Origin of the sequence: Nostoc sp., from assembly GCF_036917975.1 — a bacterium.
Lineage (GTDB): Bacteria > Cyanobacteriota > Cyanobacteriia > Cyanobacteriales > Nostocaceae > Nostoc.
In genome coordinates this window covers 119,450-142,279 of record NZ_JBALEJ010000012.1, presented here as the reverse complement: position 1 = coordinate 142,279, position 22,830 = coordinate 119,450, and the positions used below count along the sequence as shown (strand labels likewise).

Genomic DNA, 22,830 nt, shown 5'->3' with positions numbered 1-22,830 from the left:
AATAGGGGAGTGACCCTTTCTTCGCAAAAGCAGGGAAAGATAAGTCAACAATCAAGATTCTGGAAATTTTTTGAGGTTATTTATTATGAAGCGTGTTTCTCTTGCAGGTTTAGGAGCCTTCGCTCTCATTGCTACAGTCCCATTTTTCGGTCAAATTCCGGGAATCGCAAATGTATGGCATTCTACAAGTGCTATTGCTCAGAATATCAAAACTCAAGGGCAAATTCAATTGCGTTTAGAAGCAGAAAAGCAAGTAGTAGCACAGGATCAGCAGGGTAAGCAAAGTCAGAAATGGGAACCTTTAAAAGGTCAAGTTGTGGTGCAACCTGGAGATGTGTTGCGATATACCTTGAGTGGCGAAAATAAGAGCGATCGCCCAGTGAAGAATCTGACGTTTAATCAACCTATTCCGAAAGAAATGGTCTACGTGCTGAATTCTACCAATGTCGCCAACAATGCCAAAGTTCTTTACAGCATTGATGGCGGGCGTAGCTTTGTTGAAAATCCCACTGTGAAAGTTACTCTTCCTAACGGCAAAGTGGAAACAAAACCAGCACCAGCCAGTGCTTACACCCATATCCGTTTGCAGATTCCCTCTCTTGCAGCGAAGACAACAGTCAAAGTGACTTATCAAACCCAAGTGCGCTGATTGGAACGCGGGGATACGCCCATTAGTGTCAACTTAACGTGAAACCGCTTGTCCGCCGGGAATTGAAATTCCCGTCTCATAGCGAAAGTCATCTGAAGATGACTAAATATCGCCAAAAATCTCCAGTCTACTTCAGTAGACTTTAGCTAAAAGCCAAAGAAATTTATTTCCGGGCGGGCATGGAAGCCAACAGATAAGCTATTTCCAGCTTAAGTTGACACCAATGGGATAGGCCGTCTTTGTGACTGTATTTCGAGATGGAACCTGGAAACAAGATTTTTAAAGGGTTTTGGCTTAACTGGATTTTCACAAATAAATAAGTGCTTTTATTAACAACAAGCTTGACATTTCATAGGAGATGTGTTCAGTGAGCCGTCCTCAAAACCAAAAGCAAATTACTTCTAGCAGTGGCTGGTGGCGACGGTTAACAGCTACTGTTCTTCTGGGAAGTTTTCTGCATACTACTATATCTATACCGGCGATCGCGCAACAGACTAACAATCAAGTTGCGTCTTCGCCATTAATAAATCAAGCTACTTACACTTATACAGATTCAGCTAATAATAATCAATATCAAGGAAGTTCTAGTCAGATCAATGCTAGTCCCACCCCATTAGTTGATCCTTCAGGACGGATTTTAGGTTGTGCTGGCACAATTTTACCTGACTATACAGGTTTTTCAGTTGGGGTATATGAACCTAACTCTAGCGACCCAACGGGGACAGAATTAGGCGGCTTGGTTGCTTTGACTCGAACAGAGTTACCAGATATTCCTAATAACAATGTTCCTGGTGGTAGATCGCCAAATACCGAGAATAGTAACCCTTACTTCGTTACGAATAACCCTGCGGGTGTCTACAATTTCCTACTCGATCCCAATAAGGGTCAAACCGATCCAGGTAAAACCTACATTTTTGTAGTTAATCCGCCACCAAATTCTATCTACACACAGCGGCGGATCAAGATTGAAATCCTTGGTAGCACTGGCACACAAGGTAATAATGTTGTGCGATATGTCGCTAGTTCTCTGGATGGTCAACCAATCAGTATCACAGGCGAAACCAGAGTAGAACAAACAATTGTTTTAGTTCCCAATGCAGAAGTTGTGGGACTGGATTTATTAGCCTTTGAATTTACTACAAATTTGTGTCAAGCCAATCAGCTACAGATTATCAAAACAGGCGATCGCGCTGCTGCTGAACCTGGAGATACGGTAATCTACCGCCTGTCAGTAAAAAATCTCGTTGATGCTGGTTTGAATAATATATTTGTCACCGACAACCTACCTTTAGGATTCGATTTTTTGCCGAAATCTGTGCGGGGAGAGGTGGATGGTCAACTCGTCACTATCACTTCAGAACGCAATGGTAATACAGTGACATTCCGCACAGATGTAACCATTCCTACACAGAAAGTCTTGAATATTGTCTACGCTGCTCAACTAACACCTGATGCGGTGCGGGGAACAGGTCGCAACAGTGCGATCGTTAATGCCCAACGAGCCGATAACCGTTTTAGCACCAAGGATGGCCCTGCAACACACCAGTTGAAAATTAGTTCAGGAATCGTTTCTGACTGTGGCACGATTATCGGCCGGGTGTTTGTTGATAAAAACTTTGACGGTGAACAACAAGCTGATGAGCCGGGGATACCAAATGCAGTGATTTTTCTGGAGGACGGAAACCGCATCACTACAGATCCTAATGGTTTATTCTCCTTAGCTAATGTCTTACCTGGATACCACACAGGTGTACTAGACCTCAGCAGTATACCTGGTTATACCCTAGCTCCCAACAAAAAATTCCGCGAACGAAATAGCCAATCTCGCTTGGTGCGTTTAGAGTCTGGTGGCTTGGTACGTATGAACTTCGCTGTCACCCCCACATTTCAGGAGCCAGTCAAGAAATGAAACCCAGACTGCACTGTGCAACTATATTTAAGCTGAAATTGATGGGGGCAATGCCAGTAGCTCTCTGCCTGGTTTTGTATCCTGCTATCGTCAAAGCTGAAATCACTAGTGAAAATCTCCTTTTCCCTGATTCACCTTCGCAAACAGAAAAGGGTGTTGAAGAAAAGACAAGGGAGCAGGGAGCTCTTAGCTGGGGAAAGGCTTTGAATTCTCTTCCTTCTCTACAAGGGAAGAGCGCTAGGGGATTAGGTTCCGCTTTGGTTTTTCCAAATAACGTGAAAAGTTCTAAGCAGCAGTTTCCATCTGATGAATTTTCTTTCACTTCTTCAGCACCGACTACTGATAATGCAATTCCAGATTTCCAGGCAAGTGAAACGGAAATACAACTGCTTCAACCAGCAAACTCTGTTGATTTACCCACAGGCTTAAGCAAAGTAGCCGGAATTGAGGAAAAGACGGAAGTACAAACATTTCAACCAGCAAACTCTGTTGATTTACCCACAGGCTTAAACAAAGTAGTTGAAATCAAGAACAAAAATGATGGAGGTAAAGAAACCGAGACACAGTTGCAAGCTTCCCCAAGGGCAATACAACCATTTCAACCAGCAACTTCGGTAGGTTTGCTTAGAGGCTTACGCAAAATAGCAGGAGTAGAGAACGGACAAGGGGTGAAGGAAAATCTTCCTGTGTCTCCCACTCTCCCCATATCTACAGCCATCAAAATCCTGACTCCAACGGCTGACAGTGTTGTAGATGTCCAAGCTAGCACAGTGATTGTACAGTTTCCTGCTGGTAGTCAGGTGGAATTGCGGGTGAATGGTGCGTTGGTAGACCCTTCTTTAGTAGGACGAACGGAAAATGATGCCACCACCAACTTAGTAACGCAGACATGGTATGGTGTCTCGTTAAAAGAGGGGGCAAACACCATCTCTGCAAAAATTATTGGAGGAACAGAACCCCCTGTAACATTGCAAGTCGCAGTGCGGGGAGCGCCACAGCGACTAACTTTAGAAACAGTTGAGTCTCGTATCCCAGCAGATGGACGCTCGACAGCGACAATTCGGGGTCAACTGCTCGATGCAGGTGGCAATCGCTCTAATCGTAATGCTGTAATCACCCTCATACCCACTGCTGGGGAGTTTGTCGGGAAAGACTTCAAGCCCGATGAACCCGGATTTCAAGTGGAGGCGAAAGGCGGACAATTTACAGCGACATTGCGATCGCAGCTAAAAGCCCAAACTGTCAGTATTCGCGCCATAGCTAATAACTTAGAAGCTTTTACTCAACTGCAATTTGAAACGGCATTGCGTCCGAGTTTAGTTACTGGAGTCATAGATTTACGTTTGGGGGCTAGAGGTACAAATTATTACGGCAGTTTCAGTGATTTTCTCCCTCCTGACAACAACAACGGCACGCAATTAGATTTCCATTCCGCAGTATTTGCCACTGGTGCGATCGGGGAATGGTTGTTTACGGGTGCATACAACAGTTCTCGTAGCCTCAACGAAGATTGTGACTGTAATAACCGCCTGTTTAGAACTTACCAATCCAACGAGCAAAACTATCCTGTTTATGGCGATAGCTCGAAAGTTGATGTCATCACTCCTTCCATTGACAGTGTATTTCTGCGTTTCGAGCGTTCATCTCGTATCCCCGGAGTTTCCCCTGATTATGCTATGTGGGGTGACTACAACACAGAAGAATTTGCGCGGGGATCTCAGCAATTTACTGCGATTACCCGTCAACTCCACGGTTTTAAAGCTAACTACAACTTAGGAAATCTCCAAATTACAGGTTTCTATGGCGACCACTTAGAGGGGTTTCAACGGGATACCATTGCTCCCGATGGTACTAGTGGTTATTACTTCCTCTCTCGCAGACTACTACAAGCAGGTAGTGAAAATGTCTTTATCGAGTTAGAAGAACTCAATCGTCCTGGAACTGTATTAGAACGTAAACAGCTTAACCGAGGCCCAGACTACGAAATCGACTACGATCGCGGTACATTATTATTCCGCGAACCGATTCTTCGTACCGATGTCGATCAAACTGGACAAGTATTGGTACGTCGGATTGTTGTTACCTACCAATATGACGATCAAAACTCTGATGGCAATATCTATGCTGGTCGTTTGCAATATAACCTTTCCCGCAAGCTTAACTCCGAAAGCTGGATAGGAGCAACTTACGTCCAAGAAAATCACGGAGTACGCGACTTTCAACTCTACGGTGCAGATGCGCTGATTTCTTTAGGTAATCAGAGTAAGTTAATTGCAGAATACGCCCATTCCACTAATGATTCTGATGTTGTGGGAAGAGTCAGAGGTGACGCTTACCGGTTGGAAGCTGAGGGACAAATTGCTCACGGAATTCAAGGCCGTGCCTATTATCGCTTTGCTGATACAGGCTTTGCTAATAATGCCACTGTCAGCTTTGTCCCAGGACAAACTCGTTATGGAGCGCAGCTTACAGCGAAAGTGAACTCAACTACCAACCTCACAGCGCAATACGACCACGAAGATAATTTTGGGATTGCTCCCCAACCCCTAGATACCTTTGAAGAACTGTTTGCACCCAGTTCTGATGCGATACCTGGGAGCAGGGTTGATAATTCGCTGACGACAATTTCTGCTGGAATTCAACAACGTTTAGGTAGTGCCACTATTGATCTGGATTGGATTCATCGTTATCGGGAAGACCGCATCCCCGACAGTAGTTTGAGTAGTAATTCCGATCAATTGCGATCGCGTTTTTCCATTCCTCTAGCTAAAAACCTGACTTTCCAAGCCCAAAATGAACTGAGTTTATCTTCCCAAAAAGATCCTATTTACCCAGACCGCACCATCTTAGGCTTGAATTGGGCAGTAATTCCTGGTGTCAGTGTCAGTTTAGCCCAACAGTTTTATAGTAGTGGTCAATATTCGGGTAATTCCATCACTAGCTTGAGTGTCAACGGTGAACACAAACTCGGATCGGATACTACCTTGACCGGTCGTTATTCAATTTTGGGTGGTGCTAACGAAATGACTACCCAAGGGGCAATTGGTCTAAATAATCGTTGGACTATTGCTCATGGATTGCGGCTGAATGTTGCTTACGAACACGTATTTGGCAACTTCTTCGGACAGACTGCGGCGGGTCAACAATATGCCCAACCCTTCGCTTTTGGTCAATCTGCATCTGCGATCGGATTTGATGGTGGCGATAGCTACAGCATTGGGCTGGAATACAGTGATAATCCGCAGTTTCAAGCCAGCGCCCGTTATGAACATCGTTCTTCTTCTGGTGGAAGTAATACAGTAATTACCGCAGGTGTTGCGGGTAAAATTTCTCCGGCTCTCACAGCCTTGGTGCGTTATCAACAAGCTGGTTCTTCCAATCAAAAGCTTTTAGGATTGGGGGATACAGCTACCTTGAAGTTGGGTCTAGCCTACCGCGACCCCAATAACGATAAATTTAATGCTTTATTGCGTTATGAATATCGCCAAAATCCTTCAACCATCCCTGACACCATCCTCTTAGGAAGTGGTACAGGTTCCCAAGACCATACCTTTGCTTTAGAAGCGATTTACGCTCCTAACTGGCAATGGGAATTCTACGGTAAGTATGCTTTGCGTAACAGCACCTCTTATTTAGCTAACGATTTAGCTGGTACTAGTACAGTAAATCTAGCCCAATTACGAGCTACCTATCGTTTGGGCTATAGCTGGGATTTGGTGGGTGAAGCTCGTGTAATTAGTCAGTCTAGCTATAGCGAAACAGGCTTTGTTGTAGAAACAGGCTACTACCTCACGCCTAACCTGCGCGTCTCTGCTGGATATGTATTTGGTAAAGTTGATGACCGAGATTTCTCAGGCACACGTTCTGCGGGAGGTGCGTATTTAGGCTTTACGGTTAAACTCAACGAATTGTTTGACGGTTTTGGACAGCAAAAGATTCCGCCACCCCAGCCACAGGAATCAGCGATGAAAACTTTGGTGAATAAACTCAAGGCTGCAACCAGGGGGATGCAAAAGAGTGAAATATAAAACGGTTATTTGTAGAGACGTAGCAGTGCTACGTCTCTACATTGGGTTGTAAACAAGGGATGGGGAATTTTCACGATGATCAAACCAAGATTTCAGGGCAAATACCGCGTAGAGTCCACCCGTTTACCAAATCGAAATTATGCTGCTAATGCTTGGTATTTCATCACCATTTGTACTAAAGATTGCTTCGATTATTTTGGTCAGGTCGTGTCAGGTCAGGTAAAACTTTCGGAAATAGGAGAAATTGCTCAAAAATATTGGGTACAAATTCCCAATCATTTTGAAGATATCAAAATTGATACATACGTAATTATGCCCAATCATGTCCACGGAATTGTAGTTATTGATAAACCCCTATCCCAAAATGTAGAGACGTTGCAGTATGTAGAGACGTTGCAGTGCAACGTCTCTACACAACGCGACAGAATTCAACAGAAAACTTTATGCGACGTTACCCAGCGTCAATTCATGTCTGAAATATCCCCAAAATCAGGTTCATTAAGTGCGATCGCACGATCGTATAAATCTGCCGTTACCCGTTGGTATCGGGAAAATGGTTATGAAAATTTTGCTTGGCAGCCTCGATTTTATGACCACATCATTCGTGCCGATGCTTCTTTAGACCGAATTCGAGAATACATCATTAATAATTCCATTAAATGGGACAAAGACAAAAATAACCCTACAAATTTATGGATGTGATGTTTATACCCACAATGTAGAGACGTTGCAATGCAACGTCTCTACAAATCGTCAATTTATAACCAAGATTTATTAAATTTAAAATCAAATCTTTTTTTCACTATTTAGAAGCGATCGCCACAGAAAATATAAATACAGATGGTAGATTATCTAAGATTTTGGGCAATCTAAAGACTGGAGATTTATTTGAGGTAAATCAGACATCATTGATGATTAAAGTTAGGGAAATGAGCATCTTTTAAAGGTTATTTTCTGAAAAGAAGTGAGGTTTAAAACCGTACTTTGTCCCGCTACGCGCTTTCGCCCGCAAGTGGCGCGTTCGTGGTAGCGTCTCGTAGAGAAAGAATCATTGTTTCCCAAGGGTTGTTGAAACCCCACCTGCAAGTGGCGTGGCTGTCTTTAATTTTGAATTTTGAATTTTGAATTTTGAATTGATTCATGGTGACTTACTAATGAAAAACTTATGGCAAAATTTTCAGGTGTTGGGCTGGGGGCTGATGAGTGCGACATTAGTACTTCAACCTACATTAGTACAAGCTCAATATATCCAGCGATCGTTCTTAAATCCAGGCTTTGAGTCGCCGGTTTTTGGTTCTGCTAATCAACAATGTTACGTTCAAGTGGATCAAAGCCTTATCCCTGGTTGGAGTACCACTCATGGCTCAGTAGCAGTGGGAACAGGTAACTGTACTGGTTATACATCTCCAGGCTCAGTACCACTAATTGAGATTTGGACTTCAGGATTTAATGGCGCTAGTACAGCAACTAATGCAGGGAATCAATTTGCGGAGTTAAATGCTGAACAAGCTTCTGAGTTGTATCAGAATATATGCCTAATTCAAAATGAGACGATCACATTCTCTTTTTTACATCGTGGGCGTTCAAGTGCAACTGTTGCTGATGTGGCAAATTTTCTCATTGGACTAAATACTAGTTCAACATCAACTATTTTTGGCACGTTCTCAACAACTAGCAATGGAACAGTTACGGCACAACCATTAGCCCAGAATGGTGCAACTATTCCTACTGTAACTAACAATAACGCCGGAAATGGCTGGGTGCGATACTCTGGCACTGTTCCTTACACCGGAACTACTGGGAATAATCCTGTAGGATTTGCGGCTGTTTCTACAGCCGGTGGGAACAATACCATAGGCAACTTCCTTGATGAAGTGCAATTTGCTGGTAAACCTGTGGTTGAGTTTACAGCAAGTTCGGGTGGTGCAGCAGAATCAGAAACTAACCCTACAACTAATCCTCCAAAACTCAGAATCGTTGGTTTAGTGCCAACTGGAGGGATAAGTGTTCCTATCTCCGTCAGTGGTACAGCAGTTTTGGGCACAGATTACAATACAACATCAGGCACATCTACCTTTAATATCACTATCCCGGCAGGAAACTACGATGGTAGTGATGCCACTAGTGTTTTTACCATTCCCTTTACTGTTATTAATAATAATGTTCCTCAAGGTGTGAGGACAATTATATTCACCATACAAACTTCAACTAGTTTTTTCGCCAGTTCGACCACAACTTGTGGTGCTTCCCCAACAGTCGTCTCCAATTATACGATCTATGATGATGATTTCCTGAGCGGCAAGGTTTGGGATGATGCTGATAATAGCGCTAATAATACTTTTACTAATATCAATACTGGCTCGGAAACAGGTACTAATGCAGGTGGGTTGTTAAATGCAATTCTGGTGGATGCAAATAATAATGTTTTAAAAACAACACCTGTCGCAGCAGATGGTACTTACACTTTTCTTGATGTCCCCTTGAATCAAAGCAACGTTAAAATTATCTTAAGTACAACTGCTGGCACAGTGGGTAATCCTGCCCCTGCGCCATCTCTTCCCACTAACTGGGTCAATACTAGCCCTCTGACGACGGCTATTTTTAATACTGGCACAAACATCTCTAGTAAGGACTTTGGGATTGAACAGTTACCCGATACTAATAACGTCACTGCATCTGTGCAAACGAATCCAGGGGGAACCAATAAATCGCAAGTACCTACCCTATCAGCTACCGATCCTGAAGATGGCAATTTTAGTGTTGGCAAAAGTTTCAAGATTATTAGTCTGCCAACAAATGGGATACTTTATTACAACAACGTAGCTGTAACAGCGAACCAAGTTATTAGTAATTATGACCCAACTCAGCTAACATTAGATCCAAATGATGGTGCGATAACGGTCACATTTACTGTGGCAGGTGTAGATGCAGCAGGTAAAGAAGATCCCACACCGGCTACTGTAACCATGCCATTTACAGGTAGCCAACCTAAGCTACTTTTAGTTAAACGGATCACGCGCATCAATAACCAGGATTTAAACGACATTGTAGATGGTCGCAGTGACGTTTCTACCAGTGCTGCCAATTATGTATCACCCCTCCATGAGACTGATGATGATAGCGATAAACCTTGGCCACTTGGTTATTTGCGGGGATTGATTAATGCTGGGATAGTCAAACTAGGGGACGAATTAGAATATACCATATACTTTCTTTCTAATGGTCTGTCTAATGCAACTAATGTCCGCATTTGTGACTTAGTGCCTGGTAATGTTACTTTTATTCCTAATACTTTTAATGGGATGACTCCTAATGATGGCGGCTTGCCAGGAGCAGATCAAGGAATTGCCCTAGCTATTGGTTCTACTACACCTACGGCTTATCTAACTAATGTAGCAGATAGCGATCGCGGGCGTTTTTATACAGCTAATGACTCAGCCACACCATCATACTGCGGTATTAACACCAATGGGGCAGTAGTGGTCAATATTACAGTCCCAAGTTTTCCCAGTCTGCCGGCTGCAACTGGATCTGGTACACCAGCTAATTCCTATGGTTTTGTGCGCTTCCGCGCTAAGGTGAAATAGCTTTAGTTAGAGAGACGCGATAAATCGCCGTCTCTACAAGTAATTTATCCATCAATTATTTATTGACAGACTACTAATTCATCGCCATTTCATGACAATCCCAACTCTTCTGGAAAACCGAGCATGATGTTTAGGTTTTGGATAGCGGCTCCTGATGCACCTTTACCCAGGTTGTCAAGACGAGCAACTAACAACACTTCTCTGGTGGTGTCATTGGCAAATACAAAAACCTGAACAATATTGGTACCGTTTAGTGCGGTCGCATCTAGAAATGTTCCGTCTCGTAGTAGAGTAGAATCTTGGAATGGAGCAACCTGCACAAACTTTTCACTTTGGTAGTAGTTAGCGATCGCTTGATAAATAACTTCACCTGATGGCGGATTATCCAAAGTCCCCAATGGCAAAGGCACTTGTACTAGCATCCCCTGTTCAAAATCTCCCACTGCCGGTACGAATAGCGGCGGCGATGCTAACCCTGAGTAATGATGCATCTCATTAACATGCTTATGCCCAAACTGCAAACCGTAGATGCCGTATGGATAGAGTGACTCTGCCCCGGCTTGCTGTTCATGGAAGCTATGATATTGTTTAATGAGATTCTTTCCGCCACCTGAGTAACCTGACACGGCATTAACGGTGACGGGAAAGTTACTGTTCAGAAGTCCTTTAGCAATCAACGGACGGATACAGGCTAAAAATCCTGTAGGATAACAGCCTGGATTGCTGACAAACTGGGCGCTGGCGATTTTCTCTCGCTGTCCTGGATTTAGTTCAGGGAAGCCATATACCCAGTTTTTAGCTGTGCGATGGGCACTACTAGCATCCAGGATCTTAACCCTAGTATTACTGACTAAGCTAACAGCTTCGCGGGCCGCATCATCAGGCAAGCAGAGAATGACAACATCAACAGCATTAATTAATTTGGCTCGTTCAGTTGCATCTCTATGTTTAGATGCCTCAATGCTAACTAACTCAATGTCATCCCGTTGGTTAAGACGTGAGTAAATCTGTAAGCCTGTGGTTCCCGATTCTCCATCGATGAAAATCTTCGGTTTGGTAGTCATGCGCTTCTGATATGTGAGTGATTAACAATTCAAAATTCAAAATTCAAAATTCAAAATTAAAGACATTTCAGACGGGGATTTAGCGAGAAACGCGGTCTTGGGATGCATCCCAAGTGGAGCGATTTCTCAAGACAAACCCCGACTGAAATGGGTGCTACATGTAGATTGCAGGTTCTTAAACCCTTTAATTTACGATAAATCAGGAGTCAGAATACAGAATACAGTATTCAGAATACTCCACCCATAAAGGGATAGAGTTTTAAGTGAAAATATTTAATACTAGAATACTAGTTTCGCCCACTATTCCACTCGCTTTTAACCCAATACGCTTGGGTTAAGGGTTATTGGTCTTTTGAAGACGCGATAAATCGCGTCTCTACATGAAGGTTTTGAGCTTAAGTAAAAAAATGCCCAATTGTCATTGCCAGTGAAGAGACGCTACGCGAAGGCAATGACGGGTTTTGGATCATTTATTTTTTGGAACACTCTTACACCTTCTGCATGTTTCTACTGATGGGGTCAAAACCTTTAGAAAATCGTGTGCTTTCATCGTAGTAAGCGCCAGTCAGATTCGCTCCATACAACTTAGCATAATTGAGTTTAGCTCCCCGAAGATTTGCTTCATTCAGTTTGACACCGCTCAAATTAGCTCTGGTCAAATTCGCATTGGCTAAGTTAGTTCTACTTAAATCTGCTCCCCAGAGTTTAGCTTTAGCTAGATTAGCTCCACTCAAGTCAGCCCCCCATAAATTGATTCCAGGCAAATAGGCTCCAATCAACTTGTCCTTACTCAAGTTGACGGCTGTAAAATATCTTTCTCCGGCAGCAAAACGCCTTTTTAATTCTTCAGCATTCATCTGTGGCGTTGACCTCTCTTTATCTCTAAGATATTCTTCAGCTTAAGGTTCAGTGGAGCAGGGGAGAAATCAATTCAAAATTAACGCTGGGCTAACAAAATTAAAGAACTTCTGCCTCCTCTTTTCCCTCTGCCCCAATGCCCAATACCCTTTACATCTATTTTGGAATCAGTTCAAACTCGAAAGTACTGATCAAACGGTCATCAATATAGACCTCTATTCTATGCTTACCAACTGGATCGCCAGGAGCGATCGTCCAAAAATTTTCAATTACACCTTCTGGAGCCGACTGTGTACGCCGTATTACAGATGTCCTGCCGTCTGCTGATATTGAGAAGTCTTCACCGTTATCTGTACCCCAAGTTTCTGGAGGTTTTGGTAAACGTAAGACTTCGCGCCATTTCACTTCACCTCGATAGTCTTTGAGTTTAATCCGCCATCCGTAGATGTTTCCTTCCTGAAGTGGTACTCTTGTTGTCTGAAAAATGGTAACGTTCCCTTTGGAATCAACTCTCTTCAACCCAAACTCGGTGCTACTGACAACAATCTGTTTTACATTCGTTGGTGTAGGAGATGATATGGCATTTTCTACCAAAACAGAAGTAGCGTTGATTGGCTCAGAACTGATGACTCCAGATATAAGCCAAAAAGAAGCTAGCACAGCAGTAGTAGTCCAAATTCTCATTATTATGGTTTTCATGTCAGACTTTTGGTACTTATTCAAGTAATCTGCCATGTTTTCCGGGTCAAGGTTCCTATGGTTGGGCAAAGATGAAATTATTTTTAGGAATTGGGCAAATTGAATCAATCCAATCGCCTTGGGCAACATCCGTTGAATTTTAAATTTTGAATTCCGCTTTGCGGTACTAGTCTTAACAGTAAAAGAAATAAAAGAAAAAGATGGCAACTTTTGTAGGTTGTGATACGCTATCTGCTGAAGAAGTGTCGAGGAACCGAAAATGACTAAGCTGCGCGTGGGGTTACTGTTTGGCGGTCGTTCGGGAGAACATGAAGTTTCGATCAACTCAGCACGGGCGATCGCTAAAGCCTTAAGTGCAGAGGAAAATGCTAATAAGTACGAAATCCTGCCTTTTTATATCCAAAAAAATGGCCGCTGGCTTGCAGGAGAAGCACCCGAAAAGGTTTTAGCAACGGGCAGTCCGCTACTGGAATCGGAAGAATCAACTTCTGAGGGAAATCTGACATCCAATCCGCAAGCCCAAACCCTGAGTAAGTGGCAATCTCCCTCTCAAGTTGCCCAAGTGGATGTTTGGTTTCCCATTCTCCACGGCCCCAATGGTGAAGACGGGACAATTCAAGGGTTACTTACTTTGATGCAGGTTCCCTTTGTGGGTTCTGGGGTGTTAGGTTCGGCAATGGGGATGGATAAAATTGCCATGAAAATTGCCTTTGAGCAAGCGGGACTACCACAGGTAAAATATAAGGCGATTACGAGAGCGCAGGTTTGGTCTAATCCTTGCGTATTTCCGAAACTTTGTGATGAGATTGAGGCAGCATTAGGCTATCCTGCCTTTGTCAAGCCTGCAAATTTGGGTTCATCAGTGGGTATTGCGAAAGTGCGATCGCGCCAAGAATTAGAAGCAGCTTTAGATAGTGCTGCCAGTTACGATCGCCGATTAGTTGTAGAAGCTGGTGTTGTCGCCAGGGAAGTTGAGTGTGCCGTTTTAGGTAATGATCAACCCCAAGCCTCTATCGTTGGAGAGATTACTTATGATAGCGATTTTTATGATTATGAAACTAAATATACTGAAGGTAGGGCAGATTTACTGATACCTGCACCGATTCCAGATGCGATCGCTCGTCAAGTTCAAGACATGGCTTTGCAGGCTTTTGCAGCTGTTGACGCTGCCGGGTTGGCAAGGGTAGATTTTTTCTATGTGGAAGCGACACAAGAAGTTTTAATTAACGAAATCAATACGTTGCCAGGCTTTACTGCAACGAGTATGTATCCTCAACTCTGGGCCCATAGTGGAGTTCCTTTTCCAGAATTAGTTGATCGGTTAATTCAACTTGCTCTCGAAAGGCATTCTCCTAGTTGATGGAGAAAATCAGCGAACTAATTTCAGATTATTACAGCGAAAAGTCACAATAAATACAGAATTTTGGCAAAAGTTAGCCGAATTTGGTAGCCTGTATTTTACAAAAAAGCTACTTAAATCTACACTTTTGTTACGGATACCTGATGCTTGACTCCTCCAGTACAATTTATTGACTAGAGGGGTACAAATCTGAAAGTAATCATGGAAAAAAGTCAGAATGTACAGCGCGAGCCAACCCAACTAAGACGGGCTACTCCAGAGCTGACAAACAGGAAATCGAGACTAAGAAAAAGCTCGAATGTTCTGATCTATTTGGTTGTACATCATCCTTGGCTATTGCTAACTGGGTTTTTAGCCATGTTTATGGGAGGTGGTGCCTTTGCGCTGTATAGCTTAGGTAATGCTGGCCCGATAACACAGGAAGAACCAGAAAAAATCCCAGTTATAGTTGAAGAACCAATTAATGCGCCCTCTGAGAACACTAATCCTACACCTTTATGGATGGTGGCTGCGATCGCCCTCAGTTGTGGTAGTGGTTCCCTGTTCATTTTCCGAATGCTCAACCGGACAAAGATTAGCAATAAAGTCCAAAAACAAGTTAACCGCCATCAGGCACGTTTGGCACAGAACCATTACCAAAAATTGGAACCACATCTTCCTAAGAACCAACCAATTTTTGTGCCACAGCCACAACTGATGCCCCTTATGCAGATGCAACCCAAAACAAAGCATCTGGTGACGGTTTTACCAGCAGAACACAAGCATCACCTCGATACGCCCACAGAACCTTTAGCAGACTTGATGGATCTTCGTAAAAATAGTTCATTGTCTGCAATTTTACGCCAGTATTAATACTACCGTAAAGTAAAACCCCGTTAAATTAACACTTTTTGCCAATTACTTGGCTGAGATTCCCGACTTATTTAAAAAGTCGGGAATCTTGTTATATACCAATACGCTTGGGTTAAGGGCTAATGGCAACAATTTTGGGTTTTCGAGACGCGATAAATCGCCGTCTCTACAAGTGTTTTGGGCTTATCTGAACTGTATATTGATATATGAGCAATTAGCAAATTTAAAAACCTGCCAAAATGGCAACCAGCTTTCGATTAACCAAGTTAAATTGTATAAAGATAAACGACTTCAAGGGTTTTGTTATCAGGGGCTACCACGTAAGCAAATTCATTTTTGTAAAATACTATTTACTAAGTGATTGGCAAACATAAAAAGCTATCTCTATCAATTATTTGCAGAGTATTTTCTCAGCAAATAAATATCAATAATTAGGTTTTGCATTTGCTGCAACAGGAATCTTAAATGCGTATGGGCGTTGTTGTTTAAGTACGCATTAGCCCCCAAATAACGGGCAACGTCTGTATACATTCCTGTTCACTTCAGCAGCAAATGGCAGAGTGGGAGTTTGAAAGCTGACTGATATGCTTCCTCCCACTCTCTTTTTATAATAAGAATTCAGAACTCAGGAGTCAGAATTCAGAATTGAATTCTGTACGACTGGGTAATGAATATTGGTTTAACAAACAGAATTCAGGAGTCAGGAGCCAGAATTCAGAATTGAATTCGCAAACGTTAAAGCGGATGAATAAACGGCGTTTTTGCTCCCCCACTAAATCGGAGATTTAGTGGTGCAATAATCGAGTGGTGGGTCTGAATCCCCCACTCATTAATTCTGACTCCTGTTAGCGGTAGCGGGGCGTTTAGCCCATTCTGACTTCTGAATTCTTCTTCAAAACCTTGCCCGCAAGTGGCGCGAAAAAAATTAAAATATTCTTCCTAATCAAAACTCTATCCCTTTATGGGTAGAGTATTCACCAATTCTGAATTCTGAATTCTGACTCCTGTTTTATAGAAACAGAATTCAGTTTGATTCTAAATTCTGAATTCTTCTCTAAAAATTAGTATCACGTAAAAACTTAAGAATCGCTGCATTCAGCACTTCAAAAGCACCACTTGAGGCATCATGACAGCAGTTAGGTAAAATCTGTAATTTGGAATTGGGGATATGCTGATGCAATTTTTCACCATGACTAGGAGGAAACCAACTATCTTGCTCACCCCACAAAACTAGTGTAGGACACTTAATTGCACTTAGGTTATTTTGAATTTTGGTAAGCATATTTGGCTTTTTTGCTTGCCAATTCTCAATTTCTTGCGCGGCTATTTGTAATTCTTCGGCAACTTTTGCAATTGTACCAGGCAATTCAATAAACGGGTAAGTTATCCAATAGACATCTTCCTGTGTCAGGATTGAGGGATCAAATAACACCCCACGTCTTTCTATTGCCATAATTTCTCTAAATATAGGTGCAAACAGATATGCCAGACGTAAGGAGTCAATTGTTTGCATTATTTCTAAAGGCGTTTGGGCAAGTAACCACATAGCCCAATGGGGTAGATATTCGGTAAAAACAGGTACGTTTACTACTACAAGCCGCCCGATTAATTGCGGATTTTCTTGAGCAAGGGCAAGGGCAACTAATCCTCCTAGAGATTCAGCCACAATTACTGCGGGTTCATCACATAACGCCTGAATAACTCTTTTAAACTCAATAACTTGATGCCCACTATGTTCTCTACGAAATAATGGTTTTTCAGAAAAACCAAAACCTTTAGCATCAAAACAAATTACCCGATAATGTTTAGATAATGGTGCTATGCTGTGTCGCCAATTGTAGCTCCAACTCCCCATACCATGTAATAAAATTAGCGGTTTACCTTTACCTTTTTCGCCATAAGCAATTTGTATAGGATACCCTTTAGCATCAGCAATAATTAAATTTTGCCGCCCTTTAGGAAAAGTAGCTTGCCACCAATCTTTCATTCCGTTATCAATAAATAATTGAACATAATTGAACTAATTATAGGGATTTAACAGTACTTACGCACAGACCAATATTTTACGAATTACGAATTACGTTAGCATAGCGGTAGCGAGTCCGCGTTGGCGCAGCCTCTCGTAGAGAGCGTCATTACGAATTAAGAATTACGAATTACAAATTACGAATTATTTTAACCGCCTGTTAAAGCGTTCCACAGGATTCTAATTAAGATCACAGGCAATGCTATTAAGACAATTGAGATTAACAACAATCCCACCAAAACAGCAAAGATAAACCACCTGTTTGCACTCTTTTGCTGGCTGGGAAACTTTAAGTAATCTTCTAATAGCTTGATATTATAAATGTTAGATCTCCAGGCAAAATCAAACAAATCTCCCAAAACTGGAACAGTGCCTACTAAGCCATCAATGATCACATTTAAAACCATTTTACCTAAAGTGGCTCTAGATACACCCAGCCGCGCTGCTTCTAGAATGATGTAGCTAGAAAACATAACCCCCAAAAAATCACCACCAATAGGTATGAGTCCGATGATTGGATCTAGACCAAAACCAATCTTTGTACCAGGAACGGTAATAATATTATCCAGCAGCCGACTTAACTGACGCAGGCGCTTTAAGGTGGGTGCTTTGGCATCAGGTTCAATCATCGAAAATCGAGGAGGAGAATCAGACATGAAGGCGATCGCTAAATTTGTATTGAATCGTTAGATATTTTACTCCCCTACTGATCTTTTGCAATCATTATTTTCAGGGATTTACCATTTAATATTTTTCTTGAGCTTGCAACTGCCCTTTTAAGCGCATATCTTCGCCCACAGTCACGTTTAACTGATCGCCGATTAACAGCACAGCAGCGCTCATTGACAGCCAGAGCATTAAAACTATCACAGCCCCTACAGCACCATATACTTTATTATAATTGCCAAAATTCGCCACATACAACCGAAATAGGGCAGACAATATTGCCCAGAAAACAGCAGCTAAAATTGCTCCAGGCATCATTGGCGTACCTGAGTTCCACTTGCTTGGGCCATAGCGATAGACGAAGCCAAAGGCGATAGCAACAATACTTAAAGCTAAAGGCCAGCGTAATAGCTGCCAAAGATGTAACAAGAAGATTAAAGAAGTATTTTCACGTACTACCATTCCCAGCAGCCAATCACTGGTAAACACTAAAAAAGAAGCCAATACTAAAAGCAACATAGTCCCGACTGTTAATCCCAGAGAGACGAGTTTGGCTTTCCAAAAAGGACGCATGTTTTCTGGAGGAATTTGATGAATTTGGTCGAGGGCTGTCATCGCGGTATTCACCGCCCCAGAAGCAGTCCAAATTGCTAAAGCAAAGCTCAGAGAAAACAAACCGCTATTTTTGGAGTTAGTAATCTCTGTGGTGGCAAAATCACGAATCAGATCCAAGGCTTCTTCTGGTAGGACTTGACTTAGTTCCACCGCCAGTTGTCTAAAGGTAGCTTGCAAAGATTCTGCCAATAAGCCAATGGCTGTAATCAGAGCAAGAATTGCTGGAAACAAAGATAACATGGCATTGAAGGCGATTTCCGAGGCAAGTCCCAAAAGTCGCCTTTCGATTGTCCTGGCAAAAGTTTTTTTGAGTGTGTGCCAATTGAGGTGGCGAAAGAAGCGGAAAAAACGAGACTTTGGCATAATGTAGAGTTAAAACTGGTTAGGTTTCTTAACTACTGTGCCAAATTTTGTGTAGCGATCGCATTGATCTTTTTACCGCAAGAATACGGGCTGGAAAATGAGAAAGATGAGATGAAACAAGAGGCGATCGTTATAATTTGGGACGATCGCCTCTTGAGATTTAGGCAAGACGCAAAAACTTTCGCCAGGGATTAACAATTAGTAATCGAAGTCACCGCCCAAGCCGCCGCCACCGGGGCCGGCAGGAGCAGCATCTTTTGGTTCCGGCTTGTCAACTACAATTGCCTCAGTGGTCAGCACCATACCTGCAATTGACGCTGCATTCTGTACGGCCGAACGGGTCACTTTGGCAGGGTCAACAATTCCAGCTTCAAACAAATCCACAAATTCGCCAGTGGTTGCATCATAGCCCACATTGAAGTCCTTCTCTTTCACGCGCTCCGCAATTACAGCACCGTTTTGACCTGCATTCTCGGCAATCCGCTTCAGAGGGGCACTCAGGGCGCGAGATACAATCAACGCCCCTGTCAACTCTTCATTCACTAGGGTAGATTTTGCCCAGTTTTCCAAGTCAGGAGCTAGATGGGCCAGCGTCGTACCACCACCAGGAACGATGCCTTCTTCAACAGCAGCTTTTGTCGCGTTGATGGCATCTTCTAAACGCAGCTTGCGGTCTTTGAGTTCGGTTTCAGTGGCCGCACCAACTTTGATCACAGCAACCCCGCCCGATAGCTTCGCCAAACGTTCTTGCAGCTTTTCTTTGTCATAGGAAGATTCGGTTTCTTCGATTTGGCGGCGGATTTGCTCTACCCTGGCTTTAACGGCTGCTTCGTTACCATCGGCAACGAGGGTCGTGCTATCTTTGGTGATGGTGACTCGGCGAGCTTTACCGAGTTGGTCAAGCTTGGTGGCATCTAACCTCAGACCGGCATCTTCTGTAATCAATTGCCCACCTGTAAGAATGGCAATGTCTTCCAAAATAGCCTTACGGCGATCGCCAAAACCAGGAGCTTTCACAGCTGCTACATTCAACACTCCCCGCAGCCGATTTACTACTAGGGTAGCCAATGCCTCTTTCTCAATGTCTTCAGCCAGAATCAGCAATGGGCGACCTGCACGGGCAACCTGCTCTAGTACTGGTACTAAATCTTGTACCAGGGCAATTTTTTTATCTGTAATCAGCAGGAATGGCTCATCTAGCACTGCTTCCAACCGTTCGGCATCTGTGGCAAAATAGGGAGAAATATAACCCTTATCGAAGTTCAACCCTTCTGTAACTTCTAGTTCGGTGGTGACTGACTTACCTTCTTCTAGAGAAATCACCCCTTCACGACCAACTTTATCTAATGCTTCTGCAATCAGCGCACCTACGGCTTCATCGTTGCCGGCTGAGATGGCAGCAACTTGAGCGATCGCTTTAGAGTCTTCTACGGGACGCGCATGTTCTTTGATCTTGTTTACTAAAAAGCCTGTGGCTTTGTCGATACCACGCTTGAGTTCGATGGCATTGGCACCGGCCGCGACGTTCCGCAATCCTTCTTTGACAATGGCGTGAGCCAAAACGGTTGCAGTTGTAGTACCATCTCCGGCAGCATCATTGGTTTTGGAAGCGGCTTGCCGGATTAGGGCTACACCTGTGTTTTCAACGTGATCTTCCAGTTCAATTTCTTTAGCGATGGTTACACCGTCATTGACGATTTGAGGAGCGCCAAATTTTTTCTCCAAAACAACGTTACGACCTTTTGGGCCAAGGGTGACAGCTACCGCCTCAGCAAGAATGTCAATTCCTCTTTCCAGAGCGCGACGAGCATTTTCGTTGTAAATGATGCGTTTTGCCATAGTGATTCCAGTTTCCTTTAATAGTTTGTAGGTTGAGCAGTTGCGACTGTCATTGGTTATGGCAGCTTGTGGAGTAGCAATGACCAATAACTAATGGCAATCGACTATGAAACAATTGCCAGGATGTCTTTCTCAGACAACAGGACATATTCTTCTGTACCAAGCTTGATGTCGGTGCCTGCGTACTTGGAGTAGAGGACTTTATCGCCAACTGCAATATCGATCGCTTGACGAGTGCCATCATCGTTACGCTTACCAGAACCCACTGCCACAATTTCACCCACCTGCGGCTTTTCCTTGGCGCTATCAGGTAGAAAAATTCCGCCCGCAGTTTTATCTTCTGACTCACTAACCTTGATGAAGACGCGATCGCCCAGAGGCTTCACAGTAGATACACTCAACGTTATAGCGGCCATACAAAATTCTCCAAATTAACTTTCTTCATGTGGACAAATGGGTGTAATTAGGCGATCAATTGTTACTCAATGGGGAGTTACAGCTATTTTCAGGTCAATAGACCACACGGTAGGGGCACAGCATTGCTGTGTCCTTACGACAGATACATGAAAACTGCTGTAAGTGATTAGGAGGAGAGTTCATCATGCTTAGTGTTTCTCAAATCAAAAACTAAGGGTAGATAGGAATGGCACTAAGTTAAGATGCAGCCCTTGTCCTGACTGGTTCCCAGCCTCCAGGCTGGGAACCCATTCTGGGAGGCTCCGCCTCCAGTAGCTTGACGAGAGGCAGAGCCTCTCGGAATACATTCCCAGCCTGGAGGCTGGGAAGGAGGCTACACATGCTTTTGGGCTTTTCTTAGTGCCATTCGGGTAGATAGTTTTCTGATGAAACGAATCTAATGAACAGTAAAGTAGTCCAAGATTAAAATCCGGTAACTCTATCGAAATACCGGATTTTGTTATGTTAAGTATCATGTCACATGGTCTTGTAAAAATCAAGCGGTTTGGAAGTGCTTGAGCTTAGAGTGTTCCAAAAAATGAATGATCCAAAACCCGTCATTGCGAGCGAAGCGAAGCAATCCCAGTCTTTGCGATTGCTTCGCTTCGCTCGCAATGACAATTGGGCATTTTTTTACTTGGAGTACTCTTAGTGAAGTAAGACGTTGTTTCAGCATTGGATTCGTATTTCGATTCTGGTAGTCCTTGCAGCTGCTAAATTGGGATCTCTGCCAGCTTCGGGTATCTCTGTCACCAGATGAAATCTGCGATCGCTCCACTAAATTATTACCCCAACAGCTGTTTTCGGGGGAATGCTCTCATGGCTGATAGATTGATTAGCTTTTTCAAGGTGAGTAAAAATTTTGCTCAAAAAATTCCTCTTTAACAGAGTACGGTGGGTTTAAGTCCCCGTAACAAAACTTACTTGCGACTTGCGACTTGCGACTTGCGACTTGCGACTTGTTTTAATCTCTTAACTCTGTGTTCTCTGCGTCTGGAGTGGTTAAATAAATTTGTATTCTATGCAATTGGAATCGGCTAGAAATTTCTAGCCGATTGTAGAAGTCCCCAAGTACTCATAGCCTGGGGATTGTGAGGGGGCGATGAATGCTTCACCGTCTGCCAGCACCACGATAAGGCACTTCCGACACATCAGCGTCTTCTAGCTTTATTTTCGGTGCAAACACTTCTTGATGTTGTGGCTGTTGAATTTTTTGCTGTGCAAATTTGACGCGGGTACGAACTCCCAAATCGGCATCGTTATCGAGTATTTGTTGAAGTTGATTTGTAATTCGCGCCGCTTGATCGGGTAAAGTAGTTGCTATAGCGATCGCTAGTGTTTCTAAACTGGTCACTGCTGCATAGCGTACTACCCACTCTGGATCTTGAGAAATTAGTAATAGCGCCTCTAATACCTGAGTTTGAACAGATTCCACTTTCTCCGGCGGTAGTTGATGCCAGCGCAAAGTGCCTAACCCCCTAGCAGCTGCCCGCCGTACACTTAAGGAAAAATCAGTTTTTGCTGCCTCGAATAAAGTATCAAGTGCCCGAACATCGCCAATTCCTGCTAAGGCACGAATCGCCCAGGCTCTAGCACTGTAGTTGTAGTCATCAATTAGTTCCAATAGAGATGGTACTGCGGGTTCCCCGATCGCAATCAGCCCATCGACTGCCGCCACTGCCGCCCCTGGATTGTTGTAGCCCAAAGCTGCAATCAGGGTGGGAACAGATTCCTCTATACCAGCTGCCGCTAACTCCTGAACCGCGTCTAATAGGCGTTCCGAGGAGTCCGCTTCTTCCACAGCACGGATCAATATTTGGGCAAGATCGCTGTTATTCATAATAGTTTTTCATGAGTCA

The 22,830-nt window shown here is 43.3% G+C and carries 17 protein-coding genes; 8 read left to right on the top strand and 9 right to left on the bottom strand.

Annotation, left to right across the window (positions count from 1 at the left end):
- The first annotated feature begins 85 nt into the window (after window positions 1–85).
- From V7K76_RS04100 to V7K76_RS04080, 5 genes are all read left to right on the top strand, one after another.
- On the top strand, window positions 86–649 hold the full coding sequence (locus tag V7K76_RS04100) for a hypothetical protein (protein ID WP_334774485.1): 564 nt from the start codon (window positions 86–88) through the stop codon (window positions 647–649).
- Between the two features lie 358 nt (window positions 650–1,007).
- The gene (locus V7K76_RS04095; RefSeq protein WP_334774484.1) at window positions 1,008–2,558 is read left to right on the top strand and encodes a hypothetical protein; all 1,551 of its coding nucleotides are present in this window, start codon (window positions 1,008–1,010) and stop codon (window positions 2,556–2,558) included.
- The gene (locus tag V7K76_RS04090; RefSeq protein WP_334774483.1) at window positions 2,555–6,586 is read left to right on the top strand and encodes a TonB-dependent receptor; all 4,032 of its coding nucleotides are present in this window, start codon (window positions 2,555–2,557) and stop codon (window positions 6,584–6,586) included. The genes V7K76_RS04095 and V7K76_RS04090 overlap by 4 nt, the downstream gene beginning before the upstream one ends.
- Window positions 6,587–6,661: 75 nt before the next feature.
- Entirely contained in the window at window positions 6,662–7,288 is a 627-nt protein-coding gene (locus V7K76_RS04085; RefSeq protein WP_334774482.1) for a transposase, read from the top strand.
- 452 nt (window positions 7,289–7,740) lie between these two features.
- Window positions 7,741–10,173 carry a hypothetical protein gene (locus V7K76_RS04080; protein WP_334774481.1) on the top strand — a complete coding sequence of 811 codons (2,433 nt, stop codon included), beginning with the start codon at window positions 7,741–7,743 and terminating at the stop codon, window positions 10,171–10,173.
- Between the two features lie 89 nt (window positions 10,174–10,262).
- On the opposite strand, the gene argC is transcribed toward V7K76_RS04080, so the two are convergent.
- The 3 genes from argC to V7K76_RS04065 form a co-directional block, all read right to left on the bottom strand.
- Window positions 10,263–11,237 carry an N-acetyl-gamma-glutamyl-phosphate reductase gene (gene argC, locus V7K76_RS04075; protein WP_334774480.1) on the bottom strand — a complete coding sequence of 325 codons (975 nt, stop codon included), beginning with the start codon at window positions 11,235–11,237 and terminating at the stop codon, window positions 10,263–10,265.
- 488 nt (window positions 11,238–11,725) lie between these two features.
- Window positions 11,726–12,094, bottom strand: coding sequence for a pentapeptide repeat-containing protein (locus V7K76_RS04070; RefSeq protein WP_334774479.1), 369 nt, complete (start codon window positions 12,092–12,094; stop codon window positions 11,726–11,728).
- A gap of 157 nt (window positions 12,095–12,251) precedes the next feature.
- Window positions 12,252–12,794, bottom strand: coding sequence for a hypothetical protein (locus V7K76_RS04065; protein ID WP_442936676.1), 543 nt, complete (start codon window positions 12,792–12,794; stop codon window positions 12,252–12,254).
- A 259-nt stretch (window positions 12,795–13,053) separates the two neighbouring features.
- Here V7K76_RS04065 and V7K76_RS04060 point away from each other — a divergent pair, with 259 nt between their 5' ends.
- Window positions 13,054–14,154, top strand: a complete 1,101-nt coding sequence (locus tag V7K76_RS04060; protein ID WP_334774478.1) for a D-alanine--D-alanine ligase family protein — start codon at window positions 13,054–13,056, stop codon at window positions 14,152–14,154.
- A 201-nt stretch (window positions 14,155–14,355) separates the two neighbouring features.
- Window positions 14,356–15,006 carry a hypothetical protein gene (locus tag V7K76_RS04055; RefSeq protein ID WP_256875107.1) on the top strand — a complete coding sequence of 217 codons (651 nt, stop codon included), beginning with the start codon at window positions 14,356–14,358 and terminating at the stop codon, window positions 15,004–15,006.
- A gap of 1,054 nt (window positions 15,007–16,060) precedes the next feature.
- On the opposite strand, the gene V7K76_RS04050 is transcribed toward V7K76_RS04055, so the two are convergent.
- The 3 genes from V7K76_RS04050 to V7K76_RS04040 all read right to left on the bottom strand — a co-directional run bounded on the left by V7K76_RS04050 (window position 16,061) and on the right by V7K76_RS04040 (window position 18,676).
- Window positions 16,061–16,993, bottom strand: coding sequence for an alpha/beta fold hydrolase (locus tag V7K76_RS04050; protein ID WP_334774477.1), 933 nt, complete (start codon window positions 16,991–16,993; stop codon window positions 16,061–16,063).
- A 188-nt stretch (window positions 16,994–17,181) separates the two neighbouring features.
- Window positions 17,182–17,688, bottom strand: a complete 507-nt coding sequence (locus V7K76_RS04045) for a DUF4112 domain-containing protein (protein ID WP_334774476.1) — start codon at window positions 17,686–17,688, stop codon at window positions 17,182–17,184.
- Window positions 17,689–17,776: 88 nt separating this feature from the next.
- Window positions 17,777–18,676, bottom strand: a complete 900-nt coding sequence (locus V7K76_RS04040; RefSeq protein ID WP_334774475.1) for a YihY/virulence factor BrkB family protein — start codon at window positions 18,674–18,676, stop codon at window positions 17,777–17,779.
- Here V7K76_RS04040 and V7K76_RS04035 point away from each other — a divergent pair.
- Window positions 18,641–18,871, top strand: a complete 231-nt coding sequence (locus tag V7K76_RS04035; protein WP_335029680.1) for a hypothetical protein — start codon at window positions 18,641–18,643, stop codon at window positions 18,869–18,871. The genes V7K76_RS04040 and V7K76_RS04035 overlap by 36 nt on opposite strands.
- Before the next feature lie 3 nt (window positions 18,872–18,874).
- Here V7K76_RS04035 and groL read toward each other — a convergent pair whose 3' ends face one another.
- The 3 genes from groL to V7K76_RS04020 form a co-directional block, all read right to left on the bottom strand.
- A complete protein-coding gene (gene groL / locus V7K76_RS04030; protein WP_334774474.1) occupies window positions 18,875–20,515 on the bottom strand; it encodes a chaperonin GroEL in 1,641 nt (546 codons plus the stop codon).
- Between the two features lie 104 nt (window positions 20,516–20,619).
- The gene (gene groES / locus V7K76_RS04025) at window positions 20,620–20,931 is read right to left on the bottom strand and encodes a co-chaperone GroES (RefSeq protein ID WP_179063948.1); all 312 of its coding nucleotides are present in this window, start codon (window positions 20,929–20,931) and stop codon (window positions 20,620–20,622) included.
- Window positions 20,932–22,082: 1,151 nt separating this feature from the next.
- Entirely contained in the window at window positions 22,083–22,811 is a 729-nt protein-coding gene (locus tag V7K76_RS04020; RefSeq protein WP_334774473.1) for a HEAT repeat domain-containing protein, read from the bottom strand.
- Window positions 22,812–22,830 lie beyond the last annotated feature (19 nt).